The sequence below is a fragment of the Fusibacter sp. 3D3 genome (assembly GCF_001748365.1).
GTDB lineage: Bacteria > Bacillota > Clostridia > Peptostreptococcales > Acidaminobacteraceae > Fusibacter_A.
The window spans coordinates 391,971-414,072 of record NZ_BDHH01000002.1 but is presented as its reverse complement, the minus strand read 5'-3'; the positions used below and the strand labels follow the sequence as shown (position 1 = coordinate 414,072).

Annotated in this window: 24 protein-coding genes; 21 read left to right on the top strand and 3 right to left on the bottom strand. The window is 36.9% G+C overall.

All coding sequences use genetic code 11. The features are described 5' to 3' along the window. The first annotated feature begins 5 nt into the window (after nucleotides 1-5). The 12 genes from F3D3_RS03865 to F3D3_RS03810 all read left to right on the top strand — a co-directional run bounded on the left by F3D3_RS03865 (nucleotide 6) and on the right by F3D3_RS03810 (nucleotide 7,669). A complete protein-coding gene (locus F3D3_RS03865) occupies nucleotides 6-269 on the top strand; it encodes a metal-sensitive transcriptional regulator (RefSeq protein WP_069871362.1) in 264 nt (87 codons plus the stop codon). 158 nt (nucleotides 270-427) lie between these two features. Beyond that, on the top strand, nucleotides 428-1,669 hold the full coding sequence (locus F3D3_RS03860) for an efflux RND transporter periplasmic adaptor subunit (RefSeq protein WP_069871360.1): 1,242 nt from the start codon (nucleotides 428-430) through the stop codon (nucleotides 1,667-1,669). Next, nucleotides 1,666-2,364, top strand: a complete 699-nt coding sequence (locus F3D3_RS03855) for an ABC transporter ATP-binding protein (RefSeq protein WP_069871359.1) — start codon at nucleotides 1,666-1,668, stop codon at nucleotides 2,362-2,364. The genes F3D3_RS03860 and F3D3_RS03855 overlap by 4 nt, the downstream gene beginning before the upstream one ends. Further along, on the top strand, nucleotides 2,361-3,584 hold the full coding sequence (locus F3D3_RS03850) for an ABC transporter permease (protein ID WP_069871357.1): 1,224 nt from the start codon (nucleotides 2,361-2,363) through the stop codon (nucleotides 3,582-3,584). The genes F3D3_RS03855 and F3D3_RS03850 overlap by 4 nt, the downstream gene beginning before the upstream one ends. Nucleotides 3,585-3,633: 49 nt before the next feature. Further along, complete coding sequence (locus F3D3_RS03845) at nucleotides 3,634-4,368, top strand: Yip1 family protein (RefSeq protein ID WP_069871355.1); 735 nt, start codon at nucleotides 3,634-3,636, stop codon at nucleotides 4,366-4,368. 197 nt (nucleotides 4,369-4,565) lie between these two features. Then, on the top strand, nucleotides 4,566-4,739 hold the full coding sequence (locus tag F3D3_RS03840; protein WP_069871353.1) for an HTH domain-containing protein: 174 nt from the start codon (nucleotides 4,566-4,568) through the stop codon (nucleotides 4,737-4,739). Between the two features lie 16 nt (nucleotides 4,740-4,755). Then, the gene (gene rd, locus F3D3_RS03835) at nucleotides 4,756-4,917 is read left to right on the top strand and encodes a rubredoxin (protein WP_069871423.1); all 162 of its coding nucleotides are present in this window, start codon (nucleotides 4,756-4,758) and stop codon (nucleotides 4,915-4,917) included. 25 nt (nucleotides 4,918-4,942) lie between these two features. Then, nucleotides 4,943-5,311: a Fur family transcriptional regulator gene (locus F3D3_RS03830; protein WP_069871351.1), complete on the top strand. Its 369-nt coding sequence runs from the start codon at nucleotides 4,943-4,945 to the stop codon at nucleotides 5,309-5,311. A gap of 59 nt (nucleotides 5,312-5,370) precedes the next feature. Continuing rightward, nucleotides 5,371-5,748, top strand: coding sequence for a desulfoferrodoxin (locus F3D3_RS03825; protein ID WP_069871349.1), 378 nt, complete (start codon nucleotides 5,371-5,373; stop codon nucleotides 5,746-5,748). Between the two features lie 100 nt (nucleotides 5,749-5,848). Beyond that, nucleotides 5,849-6,355 (top strand): ferritin, encoded by a 507-nt coding sequence (locus F3D3_RS03820; RefSeq protein WP_069871347.1) that lies wholly within the window; start codon nucleotides 5,849-5,851, stop codon nucleotides 6,353-6,355. Nucleotides 6,356-6,404: 49 nt separating this feature from the next. After that, entirely contained in the window at nucleotides 6,405-6,977 is a 573-nt protein-coding gene (gene rbr / locus F3D3_RS03815; protein WP_069871346.1) for a rubrerythrin, read from the top strand. A 122-nt stretch (nucleotides 6,978-7,099) separates the two neighbouring features. Then, the gene (locus F3D3_RS03810) at nucleotides 7,100-7,669 is read left to right on the top strand and encodes an HAD family hydrolase (RefSeq protein WP_207645339.1); all 570 of its coding nucleotides are present in this window, start codon (nucleotides 7,100-7,102) and stop codon (nucleotides 7,667-7,669) included. Nucleotides 7,670-7,769: 100 nt separating this feature from the next. Here F3D3_RS03810 and F3D3_RS03805 read toward each other — a convergent pair whose 3' ends face one another. After that, on the bottom strand, nucleotides 7,770-8,330 hold the full coding sequence (locus tag F3D3_RS03805; RefSeq protein ID WP_069871344.1) for a ribonuclease H: 561 nt from the start codon (nucleotides 8,328-8,330) through the stop codon (nucleotides 7,770-7,772). Nucleotides 8,331-8,553: 223 nt separating this feature from the next. Between F3D3_RS03805 and F3D3_RS03800 the strand changes: the two genes are divergently transcribed. After that, nucleotides 8,554-10,680, top strand: a complete 2,127-nt coding sequence (locus F3D3_RS03800; protein WP_069871342.1) for a methyl-accepting chemotaxis protein — start codon at nucleotides 8,554-8,556, stop codon at nucleotides 10,678-10,680. Nucleotides 10,681-10,819: 139 nt separating this feature from the next. After that, complete coding sequence (locus F3D3_RS03795; protein ID WP_175438277.1) at nucleotides 10,820-12,388, top strand: M20/M25/M40 family metallo-hydrolase; 1,569 nt, start codon at nucleotides 10,820-10,822, stop codon at nucleotides 12,386-12,388. A gap of 218 nt (nucleotides 12,389-12,606) precedes the next feature. Here the strand turns inward: F3D3_RS03795 and F3D3_RS03785 are convergent, their stop codons facing one another. Next, the gene (locus F3D3_RS03785; RefSeq protein WP_069871336.1) at nucleotides 12,607-14,379 is read right to left on the bottom strand and encodes a M3 family oligoendopeptidase; all 1,773 of its coding nucleotides are present in this window, start codon (nucleotides 14,377-14,379) and stop codon (nucleotides 12,607-12,609) included. A gap of 29 nt (nucleotides 14,380-14,408) precedes the next feature. Next, nucleotides 14,409-15,851, bottom strand: coding sequence for a sensor domain-containing diguanylate cyclase (locus tag F3D3_RS03780; RefSeq protein ID WP_069871334.1), 1,443 nt, complete (start codon nucleotides 15,849-15,851; stop codon nucleotides 14,409-14,411). Between the two features lie 161 nt (nucleotides 15,852-16,012). Here F3D3_RS03780 and F3D3_RS03775 point away from each other — a divergent pair, with 161 nt between their 5' ends. The 7 genes from F3D3_RS03775 to F3D3_RS03745 all read left to right on the top strand — a co-directional run bounded on the left by F3D3_RS03775 (nucleotide 16,013) and on the right by F3D3_RS03745 (nucleotide 22,078). Further along, a complete protein-coding gene (locus F3D3_RS03775) occupies nucleotides 16,013-16,447 on the top strand; it encodes an NfeD family protein (protein WP_069871332.1) in 435 nt (144 codons plus the stop codon). A 77-nt stretch (nucleotides 16,448-16,524) separates the two neighbouring features. After that, the gene (locus tag F3D3_RS03770) at nucleotides 16,525-17,448 is read left to right on the top strand and encodes an SPFH domain-containing protein (protein WP_069871330.1); all 924 of its coding nucleotides are present in this window, start codon (nucleotides 16,525-16,527) and stop codon (nucleotides 17,446-17,448) included. A gap of 307 nt (nucleotides 17,449-17,755) precedes the next feature. Continuing rightward, nucleotides 17,756-19,027: an MFS transporter gene (locus tag F3D3_RS03765; RefSeq protein WP_069871328.1), complete on the top strand. Its 1,272-nt coding sequence runs from the start codon at nucleotides 17,756-17,758 to the stop codon at nucleotides 19,025-19,027. A gap of 54 nt (nucleotides 19,028-19,081) precedes the next feature. After that, nucleotides 19,082-19,450, top strand: coding sequence for a DUF2089 domain-containing protein (locus tag F3D3_RS03760; RefSeq protein ID WP_069871326.1), 369 nt, complete (start codon nucleotides 19,082-19,084; stop codon nucleotides 19,448-19,450). A gap of 2 nt (nucleotides 19,451-19,452) precedes the next feature. Further along, complete coding sequence (locus F3D3_RS03755; RefSeq protein WP_069871324.1) at nucleotides 19,453-19,800, top strand: hypothetical protein; 348 nt, start codon at nucleotides 19,453-19,455, stop codon at nucleotides 19,798-19,800. Nucleotides 19,801-19,811: 11 nt separating this feature from the next. Further along, nucleotides 19,812-20,762 (top strand): DUF4097 family beta strand repeat-containing protein, encoded by a 951-nt coding sequence (locus F3D3_RS03750; protein ID WP_069871322.1) that lies wholly within the window; start codon nucleotides 19,812-19,814, stop codon nucleotides 20,760-20,762. A 143-nt stretch (nucleotides 20,763-20,905) separates the two neighbouring features. After that, entirely contained in the window at nucleotides 20,906-22,078 is a 1,173-nt protein-coding gene (locus tag F3D3_RS03745) for an FAD:protein FMN transferase (RefSeq protein WP_084388806.1), read from the top strand. Nucleotides 22,079-22,102: the final 24 nt, after the last annotated feature.

The window sequence follows — 22,102 nt, the reverse complement described above, 5'->3', positions numbered from 1 at the left end:
TTATAATGTCAACACCAGAATCTAAGAAAAAAATCATCAATCGGCTCAAAACGATTAAAGGCCATATTCAAGGCATTGAAAATATGATTGAAAATGATAAAGGGTGTGATGAAGTTCTAATCCAAATAGCCGCTATAAAGCAGTCTATTCATAAAGTTGGATTAGCTGTTATGGAAGAACACGCATCGCACTGCTTTATAGAAGATCAAACGGTAGATAAAGAAAAGATGGAAGAATTGATTAAACTGATGTTTAATTATACAAAATAAAAAAAAGCATTTTATTGAACTTGTGGAAGCTACGGCCTCTACAAGTTTTTTTAATGCATTTTTAATCTAGTGTTTATGAAATTTTATTATATTTAATATAAACTTAAGATTAACAACAACAAAAGCAATCATGCATATCATTTGGAAGGAGCAAAATAATGAAAGGCAAGAAAAAATACTTTGTGATTCTCGGTATTATTATTATTATTGTGGCATTGGTAATTGCAGCCACATCTAAATCGAAGTCACAAGCGCAAGAGTCTGGAACTGAGGCGATCTATGTGGATACTACTCCCGTTGAAATGGCAGATCTATCCTCGACCATTACAACAAAGGGGAATGTAGAAGCAAAAGCCAGTGCTAAAATTTATTCGGAGGTTGTTGGGATCGTTACCCAAGTCCTTGTTGAAGAAGGTGATGTCGTTACTGAGGGGCAAGCCATTGTAGAAATGGATACTGAAAAACTTGATCAAAGGATAAAGACTTCAAAAGTGCAGTGGGAAATCGCTCAAATCAACTATGAGAACGCTATTAATTACAGCAGTTTAGATGCTTCTGTGAAAAGTGCGAAGACTGCATACACCAATGCCGAAAAGGATTATGAAGATTCAAAAACGATGTTTACAACTGGTGTTTTAAGTCAAAAGGACTTAGATCTTTCGAAACAAAAGTTGGATTTGGCATACGATACTTATATGGAAGCCGTCAATTCTAAAAGTAATAAGTCAGGCAATAGCAAGGTGCTGCAGCTGACCGCAGAAAATGCAAAAAACGAATATGATGATTTGCGCCTGCAAAAGGAAAAAGGGACGATAAAGACACCAATGGCTGGAATAGTCACAAAAGTAGATATCAAAAAATACGATATGACTGTTGAAGGAACGCCTGTAGCGATTATAGAAACGGTAGACGATCTAGAAGTATTAGCACATATTGGTGAGTATGATATCAATAAAATAGCGATAGGCATGCCAGTAAAAATCACAGGATACGGCGTTGGAGATAAAGAATACACGGGAAAAGTGAGCTTTGTGGGCAGTTCAGCAGAAGTGACACAAGCGGGTCAATCCACGGAAAAAAGTGTTCTTGTAAAAGTGGATTTTGATGGTAAAACAGATTTCAAACCTAAATTTACGGCAGATTTGGAAATTGAATACGCCAAATCGAATGAAACGACTGTTGTTCCTTATGAAACTTTACTCAATATTGAAGATGATGTCTATGTAATCAAATTAGTAGATGGAAAAGCACATAAAGTCAAAATTGAAATGGGTGTACAAGGTGATCTATCTGTTGAAGTTAAATCTGAAGAAATCAAAGAAGGCGACCAACTTATTTTAAGTCCATCTATTGATATTGAAGAAGGTGTAGCAGTCAATGTGTTAGGAGAGGGCAAATAATGATAACAATTAAGAACCTTAGCAAGTTTTATGACACAGGTTCTATACAAGTTAAAGCTTTGAATGATGTGGATTTACATGTGGAGAAAGGGGATTTCGTCGCCATTATTGGGGCATCTGGCTCAGGTAAATCCACATTGATGAATATTATTGGGTGTTTGGATAAGCCTACTTCGGGGCATTATACACTCGATGGTGTTCAAACGGAGACCATGCATCCAGAAAAACTTGCTGAAATAAGGAACCTAAAAATCGGATTTGTTTTTCAATCTTTCAATTTAATACCGAGAACTTCTGCATTACACAATGTAGAGCTCCCGATGATTTACGCGAAGCATCCGAGAAAAGAGCGGTTGATAAAAGCGGAAAATGCACTGGAAAGAGTGGGACTTGGGGATCGGATGCATCATAAGCCCAATGAATTATCTGGTGGTCAAAAGCAAAGAGTAGCCATTGCCAGAGCACTTGTCAATAGTCCTGCGATTATACTTGCAGATGAGCCAACAGGAAACTTGGATTCGCATTCTACAGATGAAATAATGGGCATTTTTAGAGCTTTGAATGAAGAAGGTGCAACCATCATACTGGTAACGCATGAAACTGAAATTGCAGATCAAGCCAAGAGAGTGGTTACTTTTAAAGATGGAAAGATCATCAATGATATCAGACATGAACAGAAAGGGGCAAGGCTATGAATTTTTTAGAAAGCGTTAGAATTGCCCTCAATGCGATTTTTGTCAATAAGATGAGATCCCTGCTTACAATGCTTGGAATTATCATAGGAATCGCCTCTGTTATTGCAGTATTTGCCATTGGGAATGGTGGTGAAGCGGCGATAAATAAGGAATTTGAAAGTTTTGGTGTCAATAGACTTTTTCTCTATCACAATTGGAGTGAGGAAATTAATTCAAGAGATTTAATGACCCTTGATGATTTAGATGCACTTAGAAAAGTGCTCGCAGAGGATATTGAAGGCATATCGCCAAGTTATTCCGAAACGATGACATTGATTCAAAAAACGCAAAAGAAGAATGATAAAGGCGTTTCGGTAGATGTGGCTGGTGTCAATGAAGAATACAATAAAATTCAGCAAATTAAATTAGAGGCAGGTCGATTTATCTTTAAAAATGACATGGTTTCTTCAAGGTATGTCACCATAATCGATGCTCAGTTTGCAAAAGATATCTTTGGTAAAACGGATGTGCTTGGGGAGAAACTATCCCTCAGTTTCTATAATCAGAAATTGACCTTTGTAATCATTGGGATTCAAGAAGCGCCAAAGAGTTCTTTGTTCTCTGGTGGCAATAGTACACCAACCATTTATATTCCCTATTCGACTCTAAGTAAAATGAATGGATTAGGGGACTTGGTATATCAGGCGGAGATCAATACTAAAAAAGAAACGGATAAAGATAAATTACAAGAGGATGTCAAAAATTTGATCTCTCAAAGACATCACAGCAGTCCAGAAATATACAGACTTTACAGTGCTGAAAGTGAAATGGCAGCCATTAACACGGTAACAGGTGTGCTCACAGGTATTATCAGTGCCATTGCGGCAATATCGCTCTTGGTTGGAGGGATCGGTGTTATGAACATCATGTTGGTTTCAGTTACGGAGAGAACCAGAGAGATTGGCATTAGAAAAGCGCTTGGGGCAAGACGTAAGGATATCTTGATGCAGTTTCTTGTGGAAGCGATTATCATATCTTTAATAGGAGGCGTTGTGGGGACTCTGATTGGTGCTGGTGTAGCGATGCTTGTGGCTTCTAAACTCAGTTTGCCGCCAATTGTACCTATGAATGCGGTTATGATTGCTTGGCTTTTTTCAGCAGGTGTGGGCATATTCTTTGGACTCTATCCAGCGAATCAAGCGGCTAAATTAGATCCTATTGAAGCTTTAAGGTACGAATAAAATATATATGAGGGGACTAAGGTCTCCCTATTATTGCAGGAGGGGTAAAATGAGTGAATTTAAAGATCGAGAAAAAGAAGAGTTGATTATTGACAATCAGCCGAGTTTTCAACCAGAAATGGGACAATTTCAGCGCATTATTGGCATATTTACAAAGCCACAAGAGGTTATTTTGGACATCAATAGAAGCCCTAAAATACTGATTCCAATGATTTTAGTGATTGTTTTTACGGCAGCGATCACCTATATGAGCTACGATTTTCTTGTGGAATTTCAAAGAGTGGCCTTGGTAAATGCTTATAAGGCACAGGGATTACCGATTCCTCTAGATGGTCTCAAAGGCATGAGTGAAAATATTGCAAAAGGCACAGTCTTATTGTCCGGTGTAGGTGTCGTCGTAGGGACATTTATCATGGCTCTGATTACGCATGGCATATCGACTTTTTTTAGTGGAGAAGGTTCTATAAAGAAAATTTTTAGTGCATCTCTCTATATCTACTTTATACCATTGGTTGGGTCTGCAATTGCAGGTTTAATCGCCATGGCGTTAAGCTTGGATGTGTTGACCTTTTCGCCAGCGGTTCTACTAGATATTAATCAGCTGGGCAAACCGCTCTATACCCTTTTAACGGCGTTTGATATATTTAATATTTGGAAATTGGCGATTATGATTATGGCTGTAAAAAGTATTGAAGCCCTTTCAACAAAGAAGGCGACCATCATCATTATGAGCATTACAGTAATCGGATTGTTGTTTCAAATTGTACCTAATTTAGGGAAATAATTTGTAGTATACTTTTGAAAAAAATATTTATTTTAAGAGATTGAGTTTAAGGAACTATAGTAATGGGGTATAAGTAGTTTGAATTGGGTTCTGTATTAGAATTTTGCTTATATGAGTAGTAACAACTTATTGACAGTTATTCTAAGTTGTGATATTATCAGTTTGTAATCATTACAAACTGATAAAGAGGTGATGCAATGTCATTAGAAGTACAAATTGTCGCACTTTTAAAAGAAAGTCAGCCGTTGAGGCCTGGTGAAATTGCTGAAAAACTAGGCGTATCAAAAGATGAAGTAGATAAGGCAATTAAAGCATTAAAAAAATCTGAGGAGATTTATGCTCCAAAGAGATGCTTTTATTCAGCAAAATAATATTTTGGAGGAGAAAATTATGAAATACGAATGTGTAGCATGTGGTTATATTTATGATCCTGAAATTGGCGATCCAGATGGTGGTGTTGTAGCAGGTACAACATTTGATGATGTGCCTGAAGATTGGGTATGCCCACTTTGCGGTGTAGGCAAGGATATGTTTGAACCTGTAAAATAAAACTAAATATGAAGTTGGTGAACGCATGTATGTTGAAAATGTAGGTGATTTTTTAAAAACCCATGGCATCAAACCCTCATATCAGAGGGTTAAGATTTATGAGTTTTTAATGAATACTATTGAACATCCTACCGTTGAAAATATTTATAATGCATTGAATGGCGACATTCCAACTCTATCTAAGACGACTGTTTACAACACACTAAAGACTTTTATAGAGAAGGAAATCGCAATGGTGATTACCATTGATGAAAATGAAACGCGCTTCGATGCCGATACAAATCTTCATGGACATTTCAAATGTGAAGTTTGTCATTCTGTATATGATTTTGATGTAAAGATAGAGGATGTCGGTGAAGAATCACTTGAGGGATTTGAAATTAAGGAAAAGTAAATGTTCTACTATGGGATCTGTAAAAACTGTAAAACTGAATCCTAGGAGGTATTGAAAGCATGAAAAGATTAGACGTATATAAATGTGGCGTTTGTGGCAACATCGTTGAAGTAGAACATGTAGGTGGTGGCACACTTGTCTGTTGTGATCAAGATATGACCCTTTTAGAAGAAAAATCGGCGGATTCTTCAACTGAAAAACATGTACCAGTGATCGAAAACATCGCGGGCGGTTATAAAGTTACGGTGGGTTCTACACTTCATCCAATGAAAGAAGAACACTATATTGAATGGATCGAATTGATTACTGAAACAGAAACGTTGATTACATTTTTAAATCCAGGAGATGAGCCAGTTGCCATTTTTAAAACAGATGAAAAAGCAATTAAGGCAAGAGAGTATTGTAATCTCCATGGTCTTTGGAAAAACGAATTATAAATGAGATTCATTATAGAGTTTAGTACTTAGTGCTGAACTCTCATTTTATGAAAATCAATAAAAGATTGCAAATGTTCAAAACCAATGAAGGAGGAAAGTCGTGATAAATTCAAAATTAGAAAAAGTGATAAATGAACAAATTAATGCTGAAATGTATTCTGCATACTTGTATCTTTCGATGTCGGCATATCTTGAAAGCATAAACTTACCAGGGTTTGCAACTTGGATGCGTGTTCAATTCGAAGAAGAACAATTTCATGCAATGAGATTTTTTACGTTCTTGAACGAAAGAGGCGGAAGAGTTGTATTAGAGTCCATTGAAAAACCACAAATTGAGTGGAAGAACGTCATCGAAATATTCGAGCAGACACTTGAGCATGAAAGACATGTGACAGCACTTTTAAACAATATCGCTGATATTGCAGAGGATGAGAAAGATCGACCTACTCGCAATTTAATGGTATGGTTCATCGATGAACAAGTTGAAGAAGAAAGTTCTGCTGAAAAAATTATTAATGAACTTAAATTGATCAACGGCGAAGGACACGGCATGCTCATGCTTGATCGTGAACTTGGAGCAAGGGTATTCACACCACCTGTTATTTAAAAGAAGGTGTGTGGTAAGTTAAATAAAGATTCAAAAGGGAGGTAAATTAATGTCTATTAAAGGGACTCAAACAGAACAAAATTTATTAAAGGCTTTTGCAGGTGAATCTCAAGCAAGAAACAGATACACCATGTTTGCAAGCAAAGCGGACAAAGAAGGTTACAAGCAAATTGCAAAAATATTTTTAGAAACGGCTGATAATGAAAGAATTCATGCAGGTCGATTTTTTAGCTTCTTAGAAGGTGGCGATGTAGAAATCACGGCAACATATCCAGCGGGTATAGTGGGCACTACACTTGAAAATTTAAAAGCTGCTGCAATGGGCGAAAATGAAGAGTGGACACTTCTTTATCCTGAGTTTGCGAAAATAGCGAAAGAAGAAGGTTTCCCAAAAGTAGCTGTAGCGTTTGAATTTATTGCTAAAGCTGAAATTGAGCATGAAAATAGATATAATAAACTTGCGGAAAACATTGAAAAAGGTCTTGTTTTCAGAAAAGAAGAATCCGTTAGATGGAAATGCGACAAATGTGGTTATGTTCACGAAGGTACAGAGGCACCGCAAACTTGTCCAACCTGTTTACATCCACAAGCTCATTTTGAATTAAAAGAAACGAACTACTAAGTTCAGAAGAGTCATAATATAAATGTAAAGCCTTTGATAAATTTCAGAGGCTTTTTTTAGATCATTAGTCTCATGCGCATAAAAAAGTGGTAAAATATATAAAAGAGATCAGGAGGAAAAACATGAGTATAATGGAACGTAAGGAAGCTTTTGAGCTGCTGAAGACAGAAGTTAAAAGTGAAAGTTTGATTAAGCACTGTCTTGCAGTAGAAGCCAGTATGAGATGGTATTCGGCTTATTTTGATGAACCTTTAGAATTATGGGGACAATGTGGGCTTTTACATGATATTGATTTTGAAAAATATCCTGAGGAACATCCACTGATGGCACTTGATTTATTGAGGTCTCATGGTTATGATGAAGCCTTTGTAACAGCGGTTAAAGGACATGGGGATCATACCAATACACCACGAGAGACTTCTATGGCAAAGACTCTTTTTGCAGTGGATGAACTTTCAAGTTTCGTGGTAGCTGTGGCACTTGTGAGACCCGATAAGTTTGTTGGACTTGCCTCTAAGTCGGTTAAGAAAAAACTCAAGGATAAAGCATTTGCGCGTGCAGTGAGTAGAGAAGACATTGCAAAGGGTTCAGAAGAACTTGGGGTTGATCTTACAGAACACATTGACCATGTGATTCAAGCCCTTTCAGAAAGAGAAGCTGAATTGAACAAAGAAGGCTTGTCATTGCTGTAACCAGTGAGAGTATGTGCTCTGGGATCCTTCTTTTAAATCAAAACGGCCTGCACACCTAGTAGTAACCATTCTATAGGTGTGCAGGCCGTTTTGATCATGATTATAGGGTGGGCGTCTTCTCTTTATAAGGCGCCATCCCTTTGTTGGCGAGTTCATCAGCAAGATGATTGTACGTACTTACATTTATGAATTCATCGAGTGAAAACTGAAGACCGTTGTTGTCATTAAATTTTTTATACCATTTTTGAACATCCGCTTTGAGGTTTAAGTTTAGATGACCTTTTATTTTATAAAATTCAACTTTTGAAAACGACTCTACAAGATGGATCAAAGTTTCCCAGAGCAGTTTGTTTTCAACAGGTTCTTTTTTAGAATTTCGCCAACCGTTTAATCGCCATTTTTGATACCAACCTTCTCTAAAGCAATTGACTACATAAGCACTGTCTGAAAAGATTCGAACTTCAAGTGAAGTTGTTTTTAAACTCTTAAGGGCTTCTATAGCTGCAGTCAATTCCATGATATTGTTAGTGGTTGCAGCTTCACCGCCAAAGAGTTCTTTTTTTTGGCCGTTGCAAACGAGAACCGCACCCCAGCCACCTACATTTGTCTCTTGTCCATTACCAGAACAAGCCCCATCGCAAAAAATTTCTACAATTTTCATAATGTCACCCTTTCCTTACTTTCAAAATAAGTATAACATAACAAGCTCTAAAAATGCGGATTAAAATTTTGTGATGAGAATGCGTGTAATCCGCCAATGTTAGTGTGAAGTTAAGTGGTTGTTAAAACTCAACAAAACTTGCATTAAAATATTGCGATGGTCATCAATTGATGTAATAATAAATTGACAATTCTATGAGTTGATTTATTAGGAAGGGGAAAACATGGGCATCCAAATTCGATTCAATGATGGGGTAAAAAAACTTAAAGACACTTTCAAAAGGAAATCTGTGAAATCATCGGTATACGATTCCAAAATAAAAAAGAGCAAATTTAAGAAAATCAATATAAGTGTTCAATTAAAACTTATTTTATCTTTTCTATTACTGGTAAGTCTCATTGGACTTTCCGTGGGATATGCGATCAATCAAATGAGGGCAATAAACGAAAAAGTGGGTTTTTATGAAAAAATCAGAGATATTGAACAAGTTCTTAATCAAACGATTATAGCGCAGATGGCCTATGATTCTGATGCAGATGAAAATCTAAAAACCGAAATTATTAAAAATCTAGAGACGATTGAAAAACAGACACAAGCTTTAAGAAGTCAGAATATTGATTCTAAAACTTCTGCCGATCTCAGAAATATATTGACCGGTGTTTCGAAATATTTAGGAGAATTTGAGGCCTATTCCAATTTAACGGCTGAACGTGACGCTCTAGTAGTTCAGATCACAACTGTGAGCGGTCAATTTGGAAGCCAGATAGAGGGCGGTTTAGACCGACTTTCGGACATGATATCAAGTGAAGGCGCTTCTTTCGAAACGGATACAGAAGTGCGTCTTCTCATTGGAGGCATTCAGAATAACATTGAACATATCAGAAGTTTAGAAAGCAAATATTTACTGACACGTGACAAAAAGCAAATGGATCAAGCTTCTGGTTTTATGGTCAGTATTAAAGAGTCAATCAGTGAACTTCAGATGATCAGTGATCAAGGCATATTTTTAAGTGCCTTAGAGACCTTGACATCTGAACTAGGCCAATATGAAACTGCTGTGAAAGCGTTGCTTTCCGTAAACAGTGATCTTGGCTTTAAGCAAAAGGATCTTGTGAATGCCACTGAATTTATCAATAAGAGTGCTGTAAATGCGTCCACTAAACAGACGACTGCAATAGCGCAACTCAGAAATGCATCTATTAAGAATTCTCTTATTGTCTTAGCGGTTTCAATTATTTTAGCTATTTTGATTGCGATTATTAATTTAAGATCGATTACAAGGCCCCTTAATATCGTAAAAAATGATCTCAAAGAGGCTGCACAAAATAGAGATTTAAAAAAGCAAATTGTGTTGAAAAACAAGGATGAATTTCATGAATTAGCAGGTGCCTTCAATCTTTATAATCAAATCCTTCGAGAAGTACTGGTAGATGTGGATGAAAATTCAATAACTCTAGATCGGTTGGCAGAAGCGGTAGAAAAACGCGTGGAGGCATTAAATCACTATATTGAAGAAATTTCTGCAAGCGTGCAACAATTGACAGCCAGCATGGAAGAAACGAATGCTGCTGCAGATGAAATCTATGCGACCACCGACGAAATTGATACGAAAATCAGTGAAGTCGTTTTACAATCTCAGGAAGGCCTACAATTTGCCAGTGAAATCAAGGCAAGAAGTCAAAATATAAAAAATCAATCCGTTGAGGCTCAAAAAAAGGCAAATACGCTCTATAAAGGGGCAAAAATCACTTTATCGGAGGCCATGTACAAAGCAAAAGATGTTGAGAAAGTCAATAAATTAACGGATGCGATTATGAATATTGCAGAGCAGACCAATTTACTTGCACTCAATGCAGCGATAGAAGCGGCTCGTGCGGGTGATGCTGGTAGAGGGTTTGCTGTAGTAGCAGATGAAATTCGAAAACTGGCTTCTACAAGCCAAAAATCTGCTAACGAAATTCAAAGTGTGATTGGGATTGTAGTAGACTCCGTTGAAGATTTGAGCAAGAGTGCAAATGAACTCACCTCCTTTATTGAGGAAAATGTGATGAAGGACTATGAGCTTTTATTAGGTCTTGGAGATCAGTATGATAATGATGCGACAACGCTTAATAATCTCTTTACAAGATTTGATCTGACCATGCAGGCGATGAAGGTTTCAGTAGAGGATGTCAATCGATCAATCGGTAGCATTGCTGTTAATATAGGGGAAAGTACATCTGGTATTAATGAAGTTGCAAATAATGTGGGCGATATCGTGAGTGTATCTGAATCCGTTTATAAAGAAGTGGGAAATGTCAGAAATACCTCCAGAAGTTTAAAGGCACATGTGGAAAAATTTGATATTTAAGCTCGAATTATCGTATCTATATAAGTTCAGTTATGTTAAAATATAATGGAATGTACGTCATGTTAGAGGATTTATGCGAAACTGCTTTGACACTCTGACCATAATTGAAATTTTCATGATAATCGAGGATGAATATAATATGTCACAAAAAATAGTACTAGATCATTTTTACAAACTGATGTCATGTAGAAGTGATTCAGATTCTTTTCATGAAAAAGAATTTGAATCACTTTTGCTGGATTTAATTGAAGATATGGATTACTTTAAAAAAAATAAGACATTGTGTGGGCGATCACTTTTGCCGAATGATCGTTTGGAGCGAAGTTGTATTTGGGCACTTGTCGATAAAGGCGCTAAAGAAACCGTGATTTTATTTGGTCACCATGATATTGTCGGCATTGAGCAATATGGTGAGTTTAGAGCACATGCTTTTGATTCGGATTTTTTAAGAACTAAATTTGGAGATTTAGAATCTGAACCCGATCAATGGATTTTTGGAAGAGGGAGTTGTGATATGAAAGCCGGGATTGCTATAAACCTCGCGCTTTTAGAAAGAGCTACTTTAAGTGATGAGTATCCCAATATTCTATTTCTTGCGGTGCCTGATGAAGAAAATTTATCAGCAGGTATGCGTCATTGCATTGAATTAATAGAGACTCTGCGCGCTCGATATGCGCTTCATTTTCACAGTGCATTTTTAACAGAACCTCATGAACGGCGATGTGATGAAGAATTTGTCACTTACTCAGGTTCTGCGGGTAAAATGATGCCACTTATTGTCGCAAAGGGGATTCCTGTTCACACGGGTGATGTCTTCTCGGGGCTTAATCCAATCAGTATTCTAACTGAAATCGTTAAGGCGGTTGAACTTAATACTGAGATGGGCGATGTCAAATATAAAAAAATGACGCCGCCACCTACTTTTCTATATTTAAGAGATTTGAAAGAGCAATATGATGTGACTACACCAGAATTTGCAAGTGCTTTTTTTAACTGGATGTTTTTAAAAGATTGCTTGGATGCGAAACTCTCTCAACTTAAAGAGTTGTGTGTGTGGTCATTGGAGGATGCGATCAATCAGTTCAACTATTCTCAAAATGAATTTTTAAGAAAACAAGGTTTGAGATCATTCGAATGTGTCAAAGAGTTTAAAACGAAAGTGTTGCTTTACGAGGAATTAATAGCATTACTTGAAGAGAAAACCGATGCTGAGGCTTTTGTAAATCAATACTTAGAACTCCATTCAGAAATGAATGATCAACGGCTTACGGTGATGCTCATTAAGCATATCATGGAATTTTTAGAGTTTGATCATCCCGTGGTGGTTATTGGGTTGTTGGCGCCTTTTTATCCAGCTGTTGATGCCACGGATTTTCACATGGAACACTTCAACGAAGTCATTGAAGAAGCGTGTTCTAAATGTGGCTTTTCTTATAGAAATGAACCCTTTTTTATGAAAATTTGTGATATGAGTTATCTTAAAGGGATGCAGACAAGTGCGGAAGCTATAGAAAATAATATGCCACTCATGAATAAACGTTATAGCATCAATTTTGAAAAATTGAACAAACTCAATATTCCGTGTTCCATAATTGGGCCTTGGGGTAAGGATTTGCATCAAAAAACGGAGCGTGTTTTCAAAAAAGATCTAGAAGAAACCGTGCCGATGATATTAGAAAATTTATTAATTCATATAAAAAGGATTTGAGCCCTATTTGAGCTCAAATCCTTTTTTTGAAATCGTGGTGACTTTTCCCTTTAACCGCCTTAACCCTCTTAATCATAGAGCCGGGTTAAAAACAGATAATTGGGTTTATCCACACTGTAAACCGTTAAAATTAACAGGATTTCAACAGGGAAAAGCTAAAATTGTGGATAAGTCTGTGGATACTGTTGACAAACATCTGTTTGCTTCACATAATTCTATTATTGTGGATAACTTTTTTGAATGAGAGATTCAAAGAGAACAATATCTTTTTTGATGATTTCAAGTGATTTAATCCAAAAGGCTTCTGATTCAACATCAATATCCATAAGTTTACAAACATCCACGATGGCCATTTTCCCTGCTGACGCAAGCAGCTGGTCATAATGCTCTACAAAGTATGTTTTATCTTCAAGATATTTTGCATAGAGACCTTTCGCAAAGAGTAATCCAAAGGCATACGGGAAATTATAAAAATTGAGATCAGCTGAATAATAATGCGGTTTGATGAGCCACATATAAGGATGAAGATAATCGTGATCAAGCCCAGCACCGTAAGCTTCTTTTTGAGCGTTTAGCATGGCTTCTTTAAATTCTGCCACAGAAAGCGGATGATCCACACGTGTATCGAATAAAGCAGATTCAAACAAAAATCTTGAGTAGATGTCACAGATAACTTGAGTGGCATCTTGTAGAGCATTCTCTAAAATAGTAATGGCTTCCTCTTTTGAAGCGATTTCAAGAGCCGCATTATTGACGATGGTCTCGCAGAATGTAGATGCAGTTTCGGCCAGAGGCATGGGTGCATCTGTATTTAAAATGTTCTCATCAAGGGTACACATTACATGATAGCCATGACCGAGTTCATGCGCTAAAGTGGTTACATCACCTAAATTTCCCGTATAATTGAGCATCACTCTAAATTCTTTTATAGGGTGTTGATCCGAACAGAAAGCACCGTTAACTTTGCCGTCTTTGGGCTCTACATCAATCCAAGATTTATCCATGGCATCTTTAGCCACTTGGTAGAGTCTATCTGAAAATTGCTTGAAATTAGTCAAGACGAATTCACAGCCTTCTTCATAGGTATACTTTTTGCACTGAGTGCCGACAGGGGCAAAGAGATCATAAAAAGGGAGCCCATTTTGATGATTCAAAAATTTCCCTTTTGCTACAAGATATTTTTGAAATTCTGGAATGTATTTTTGTATGGCGCTGAACATGGCATCAAGTGATTTTTTAGACATTCTCGAATCTTCAAGGGTTTTATCTAAAGGAGAAGCATACCCTCTGAGTTCGCTCATGGTAATGACTTCACCTTTTATACTATTTAGTGAAAGTGCAATAGCTTCATCTATTTTTGAATAAGCTAAAAGTTCGGCCTCATAGGCTGCTTTTCGAACCTTAGGATCAGAATCTTTTGCCAAATTTCGGAGGGTTGCGATTGGTAAAACTTCTGTTTTATCCTCTAATATGAGGGTTGCAGTGAGTGTTGAAGTCAACTTGCTTTGTAGAGTACTCCAAGCATTTGAGCCCGTTTGAGATAACTTAGAGGCGATAACTTCTTCGGATTCAGAAAGCATATGCGTTCCAGACGCTTTTAATCTCATGATGATAAAGGATAATGAAGACAGATATTCAGAGTGCTGGATGACCGCATCGATAGCTTCTATTTGATTTAGAAAATGAACACATTTGGCTTTTGCAAGTGTGGCATTGTTATAGAGGGTTAGAATCTTATCCGAATATTGAAGTGCCTTTTCGTGTTTGGTATTGACTGAGAAAGTTAGGTTACAATAAGAGTAGAGCTTAGCCACTAATATGTTAAAACTTTCGTAGTGCCTAAAATAGATCTCGAGTGACTCGCCATCTTTTAAAGACTGGGCAGCTTTGTTTAAGGCTTCAAGTTCCATTTCAAGCGCATTAAAATCTTTTTTAAAATCTGCTGAGTCAAAGTCGGTATAAAGTGCGTTCAAACTCCAATTATAGTTCATTTTGATCCTCCTATTAATGTTTTTGTAAATCAGTGTAGAATTGAAGTCAAAATATCTTGGTGCGTTTCTTTATAAGCCTTTTTAAATTCATACATTCGGACGTCGGCGATCTTGATCAGAACATCATAAACCATCGAATCATCTGGTGATGCAGCCAAACCGTAACTAAAGCTGATGGGAAGCTTATGACCGTTAAAATTCACCGTATAATATTCATATCGATTAAATATAGAGGCCATTTTTTCTTCTGCTTTCTGGTAATGAATGTTTTTGAGAAGAAGCACAAATTCATCACCACCTACTCTGGAGAAAATATCTGAATCCCGAATAGAATTTTGAATGAGATTTGAAAATTCTGAAAGGACGAGATCGCCTGCAGTATGGCCAAAAGTATCGTTAATGGATTTCAAAAAGTTTAAATCACAGAGTACAATGGCATAGGGTTCAAGATTCTCAAGTGTCAATTCGCTGTGAGATTCAAATATTTTTTCAAAGTAGTTGCGATTGTATGCACCTGTAAGTTTATCAAATTGGGACAATTTTACGGTTTCATCCACAAGGCGTTTATTGCGAATTGCGATTGAAATTTGTGCACTGAAGAATTGGATGAGTTGAACGTCAACTGCATCAAATGCGTTATCTTGGCTGCTATCGATGTTTAAAATGGCATAGAGCTTATGATCAATCATAATGGGCGTTGAAAGCGCTTCTTTGGCCTCTAACCAATTTGCCTTGGTGAGCCATTTGATGGTTTCCTCAGAGAGTATAGAATGACTGAAATCTTGAACGCTCGAGACGACCATCGGTTGATCTAAATTACCATCTGTGTATTGATATAGAAAGGTTTCTTCTAGTGCATAGTCAATATGTTTTAGGTATTCTAGTTCAAAGCCAACAGCAGTTTGATATTCGTATCTATTGGTTTCGGCATTCAAGACTAAGATACTGCCTTTTGTGGCGTTTTCTATAACATCAATGGCAGAATTGAGAATAAGCGTATAAAAATCCTCGTCGGCATTGCGATCCAAAATGTGATTGCTAACAGCCAGTATAGTATCTAAAGTACTGCTTTTACAGGCATTCAATCGATTTAATTCTATGATTGAGTTATGACTTTGCTTTATATACTCAAGTACAAGCTGGATGCTTCTTTCAAAGTTCTTCGAACTGCGATGAAAAATTTGTGAAAATTTAAGCGTATCCTCTATTTGAGGGCCAATGATAAATTTATTATAAATAGGAGTGTTTACCATTTCTTCGCGTATGTTTGTCAGTGTTCTATTGATCAAACTTTGAAATTTCATATAACGTGTTGCCAAGAATAAGTAAAGTCCAAATAAACTAATTGAAAGAAAGGAAACGGCAATTATGGCGTGCCACTGGACTAGTTTTTCGACGACGAAAACAATGCATAAACTGAACGTCAAAATCATAAGAAAATGGAAACCAATAGTATGCTTATATTTATTCAATTGAAGAGCCTCCTTCACTTAAGATTTCTCTCGTTTTTTAAGGGTTTTTTAATACTTTATCAAAGTCAAAAGGGTATAATAATATTAAGATAACTCTATTATACATGAATTACTAGGTATAGGGTAGCATATGATATCAAATCACTTTGGGAGGTGAGAACATGGATTTAAACTATTTTACGATAATGTGGGCCGTCCTTATTGTGGTATTCACTTTGATTGAGGCCGGTACATTGGGACTTACATCAATCTGGTTTGCAGTGGGTTCTTTAGCAGCACTGATAACTTCAGCAATGGGATTTAATATCGTGATCCAATTTGTGGTCTTTGTAATCGTTGCGGTGGTACTTCTCATTTACACGAGACCGATTGCTAAAAAGGTGCTTAAAATAGGTCAAAACAAAACCAATATCGATGCCATTATTGGGGAAACAGGATATGTAACTAAAGCGATTAAAATGAAAGAAACAGGTCTTGTGAAGGTCAATGGGCAAATGTGGACTGCAAAGTGTCCTGAACATGAAGAAATTGATGAGAATGAAGAAGTTGAAGTCCTAGCAATAGAAGGCGTTAAATTGATTGTTAAGAAAAAATAAATGAAAGCTCATGATGTTCAAGGATAATTTGCTTGATCATTGAGATTCAGATAAATCATATTTTATAGGAGGATTTTATGGGTGGTTTTATATTAGGAACAATACTTGTTGTTCTTGCATTTTTACTGGTCGTCAGCAATATTAGAATTGTACCTCAGGCCAGTTCATATGTACTCGAACGCCTAGGCGCTTACCATGGTACATGGGAAACTGGCTTGCATTTCAAAATGCCTTTGCTGGACAGAGTTTCTAAGAGAGTGTCTCTGAAGGAAATGGTAGTTGATTTTCCACCACAACCTGTAATTACGAAAGACAATGTTACGATGAAAATTGATACCGTCGTCTATTACCAAATTACAGATGCAAAATTATTTACTTACGGTGTTGCACAACCTATTGTTGCGATAGAGAATTTAACGGCAACAACACTTAGAAATATAATAGGACAACTTGAACTGGATGAAACATTAACTTCAAGAGATCTGATCAATACGCAAATGCGGAGTATTCTTGATGAAGCTACAGATCCATGGGGGATTAAAGTTAACCGTGTAGAGGTTAAAAATATTTTACCGCCAAAGGATATCCAAGAAGCAATGGAAAAGCAGATGAGAGCAGAGCGTGAGAGAAGAGAATCTATTTTAAGGGCAGAAGGCGAGAAGCGTTCAGCGATTCTTGTGGCTGAAGGTAAAAAAGAATCCGTTATCTTAGATGCTGAAGCGGAAAAACAATCGGCGATCTTAAGAGCAGAAGCGAGAAAAGAAGCTCAAATCAGAGAAGCCGAAGGTCAAGCAGAAGCGATTCTCAAAGTGCAACAAGCGACGGCTCAAGGTCTTGAAATGCTTAAAGCAGCAAATGCGGATCAAGCTGTACTCATGTTAAAAAGCTTTGAAGCGTTGGAACGTGTTGCGGATGGACAAGCGACTAAGATCATTATCCCTTCTGATTTAGCAGGTGTTGCTAACTTAGTGACAAGTCTAACAGAAATCGCAAGAAAATAAACGATCGTTAGAGTGTCAAAAGTCAAAAATCAAAAGTTGAGCAACCCTTTGACCGATGCGGATCGAATGAAATAAACATATAAAATGATGAGGAGTTTTCTGAAGGTGATTGAAAAATCATTTTTAAGAAGACTCCTTTTTATGTTATTAAGTGTTTTCAATATAATTAATCATTAAATTAATATTATCAATAGTATGGTTAAAAAATGGTTAGAAATTAAATTATCATATTGACTTTGATGATGTATAAGCTTATATTAGTTTTAGGATATCAAGCGAATACGGTTACATAGTGAAGGAGATCAAAATGAGTGAAGAATCGTTAGCACCGCAACAAAACATTGTGGGGAACAAAAATTTCATGCTTTTACTGTTAGGGCAGATTGTATCTAACCTTGGAAACGCACTCTATTCAATATCGATTATTTGGTATCTTATGAGTGCAGGAACTGCTCAAAATGTGGGACTTATCATATCTGGATTTGGGATTTGTATGGTTTTACCTTATATTCTAGTAGGACCGATTGGCGGGGTCATCGTAGATCGATTTGATAGGCGCAAAATTATTTATGGCACGGATTTTATGAGAGGTGTGTTGTTTGCAATTTTAACAATTGCCATTTATATGGACTTTTATCCGATTCTAAGTATTTTCGTGATCACAATAATCAGTAATGGGTTGAGTGCTCTCTTCAATTCCGCGATAGATGCAAGTGTGCCCAATATAGTGCACGAGAGTCAACTCAATAAGGCCAATTCATACAACGGCATGTCAAGGCAGTTTACAATGATTTTAGGTTCAGCAGCTGCAGGGTTTCTATATTATTATATTGGTATTGTGGGGATTTTGATCATAAATACAATTTCATTTATACTCTCAGGTATATCAGAAACCTTTATAGCACTTGAACGAAAATCTACTGGTATTGTGGACTTTAAAGAGATGAAAAGTGATATGAAAGCAGGTTTTGAATATATTAAAGGTCATCCAGCACTTCTTAAAACCGTTGTTTTTTTTACTTTATTAAATTTGATTGTCAATCCAGTCTATATGGTCGTTTTTCCAAGAGTCATTAAGTTTGATTTGCATTTGACAGCTGTAGCGCTGGGTGTTTTCGAAGCTATTTTTGCAGGGGGTGCGATTATTGGTATGATTGTCGCGTCAAGGATTCCCGTTAGGAAGTCCTATTACAAATTGATATCCACTTCTTTAATCAGCCAATGTTTTGTGTTTGTTTTGTTTGCACTGCCTCTAACGCCTTGGGCGATCAGCCGTTTTAAAGGCATCGAGATTTTAGGCGCATGGGCTGTTATAGGCGTTGTCTTTGCAATTATTAACGCACTTTTAAATATTCCCTTGTTCACTATTTTGCAGACGCGTATAGAAGATGATTATAGGGGGCGCGTGATCTCAATGATTACCACCCTTGCTCAAGCTGCAACGCCAATAGGATTTGTAATCATGGGACTTTTAGCAGATAGAGTGGCTTCTTGGTTATTGTTTCTTATTTGTGGCATATTGTCATTAGGTGTATCCTTAGTGTTTTTAGTCAATAAAGAGATCAAGGCATATTGGTAGTAAATTTTAGGCATATTCAACAGGTGAATTTATAATTGGAAAGAGGTGTGCATTGTGAAGAAAGAGGTTTTAGGGAATTGTCCAGTTTGTCAGTCTAAACTAAAAGTGGTAAAACTGCATTGCGAACATTGTAAAACCAGTATTGAAGGAAATTTTGAACTGGATAAATTTAGCTATTTGACCAAAGAGGATAAGTTGTTTATCGAGATTTTTATTAAGAACAGAGGTAATATAAAAGAAATTGAAAAGGATTTAGGCATTTCATATCCAACGGTTAGACGGAATCTAGATCAGGTTATCGGTGCACTTGGATACAATGTAAAACCCAGTGAAGAAGAGCTCAGTAAAAAGGAAATTCTGGAAAAATTAAGTCAAGGAGAAATCACTTCTGATGAAGCTTTAAAGCGATTGAAGGGAGAATGAAAATGAGTGAGGACAGATTACAAATATTAAAAATGATTGAAAACGGAACGATATCTGCTGAAGATGGGTTAAAATTATTAGATGCTGTTTCTGAAAAAAAGGAAGATAAGAAGACAACAGAACCGATTAAGTGGGTCAGAGTAATCGTTACCAATGATGAAGCCGAGAAATCTGTGGATATCAAGTTGCCTGCAAAGCTCTTTAAAATACTGGGTTCTAAAATCATAAAACACGTGGATACAGACATTGATATGGAAGCAATTCTCGAGATGATTCAATCGGGTCAAGTGGGTGAAGTTATGAATATTATAGCGGATGATGGTCATGTGGTATCCGTCAGTTTAGAGTAGGAGGAATAGAGATGAATAATAAACTTGAGATATTAAAGATGATAGAAGCGGGTAAAATTAGTGTTGAGGAAGGCCTTGAACTTATCGAAGCTGCTGAACAAGCTGAACGGATTGAAGCGGATTCATCAAATGAAGAAGAGCGCTATGCTTACAATAAAACAGATCGTGAGACTTTAAAGAACTTTGATGTGGCCCTTGTCTCCTGTAAGCTTAATATTGAAAGATCCAATGTTGAAGATGTCACGATTGAACTTTTAAATCCTCAGACAAGAGAACTTGTGGATAAGCCAGATTGGTTACATTTCTATGAGGAAGAGAACTATATTGCGATAAAAGAAAAACGCAATGGCTCGTTTGGGGACTTGATCAATTTCTTTAAAGATTCGGGCGAAAATCCGTTTAAGACGATTTTTATCAATATAAAGCTGCCGATGAATCTCGTCATTGATCAGGGGAAATTTTCAAGCGTTTCCGGAAATCTTTCAGCTATTGGTCTAAACGGAGTGGATTTTACTTTTAAGACCGTAAGCGGCAAAGTCTATATGACGGGGGTGAAATCTCAAGTGATTCGGGGCAAATCGACTTCTGGATCGGTTATATCGGAAGATGTGAGATGTGAAAATGGTGTTTATAGTTCTACATCAGGTCGTTTAAAGTTAACAGGTCAACACGTTATGGCGAAAGGAAAAACAGTATCAGGCAGTATTGAGTTTGATGGTGGCGATGAGACGAAACAGGCAGATTTTTCAACGGTGTCTGGTAAAATAGATATAAAAGTTGAAACCCCAGAACAATATAATCTTTCTATGGATTCATTGACCGGGGGGATAGATCCGAGTGGCTTTGCAGTCGTGGATAAAGAAATGGGCGGCCAACGGCGTGTAAATATTTCGAACCGTTCGGAAGATAGGCTGATAAAGGCCTCTACGGTTTCTGGTAAAATCTTATTTGATAAAAAATAAAATTTCAAAAAAATTAAAAGGATCACTTGAATGTTTAATTCAAAGGTATAGGGTTAGGGTGTCGAAAACAAGGTTTACAGTTTTTCACACCCTAACCCTATCGCATGGTATAATAAATCAAGGCAATGCATTAGGAGGTAGAGTTGAAAAAGAGATTAAAGAAATGTGCTTTGTTTTTAGGTGTTTTAGCATTAAATGTAGTGGTCGCAATCGTTTTAGTGGGGTGTTCAGGCAACGCGCCAACAAATGCATCGGGTGATGAGGTCACAAGCGCTCAAGCGGGTAATGATGCAATTGTTAGAAGTGAATCCACTGTGGTTAATGATTCTAAGACGAATAGCATTATTACCTCTCAAGATAGTTTTCAAATTGGAACTTATATAAAAATAAGTATATATTCGGATAAAGAAGTGCCGTCAGCGCATTTTGACCGTATTTTTGAAGAGATTGATCAATTTGAAAAATGGATTTCTAAAAATATAACGACTTCAGAAATTTCTATGATTAATGAAAATGCAGGAAAGGCACCTGTAAAGGTTTCAAAACCTATTTTTGAACTCATACAAATGGGAATTCAATACGGCGAAATATCAGATGGCGGGTTTGACATATCCGTAGGGCCACTGGTTGATCTATGGGGTATAGGATCTGAAGACGCACATGTTCCAGAAGAATCAGAAATCAAGGATGTCCTTTCCAAAATTGATTATCACAATATTATTTTAAGTGAAGCGGATCAAAATGTGTTTTTGAAAGTGGAAGGCATGTCTCTTGATTTGGGTGCAATTGCAAAGGGGTATATTGCAGATCAGGTTAAGGCGTTGATTCAAGAAGAAGGGTATGAGAGCGCGATCATAAATCTAGGCGGCAATGTTTTAACGGTGGGTCATAAGCCCAATAGTGAGGCTTGGTCAATCGGGGTGAGAGACCCTAAGGGCGAAAGTAAAGATATCGTTGGCATCTTAAAACTTCAAGATAATTCAATTGTATCGTCGGGGACTTATGAACGATTTTTTATGGAGGATGGTGTAAAATACCATCATATTTTGAATCCTAAAACGGGATATCCAGAAGAAAATCAGTTGCAATCAGTCTCTATTATTTCAGAAAAATCAGTAGTGGGAGATGCACTTTCAACGACTGTATTTGTCATGGGACTCGAGGCGGGATATGCTTATGTGAACTCTTTAGACCAAGTCGAGGCACTTTTTATTATGGAAGATGGATCGATTTATAGCACACCTGGTCTTGTCGACGTCTTTAGCTTAACGCATAAGGGGTATGAATTAAAAGAATTTGTATCCAGTACAAAATAAAATTTTAAGAAACACTTCTGGGGG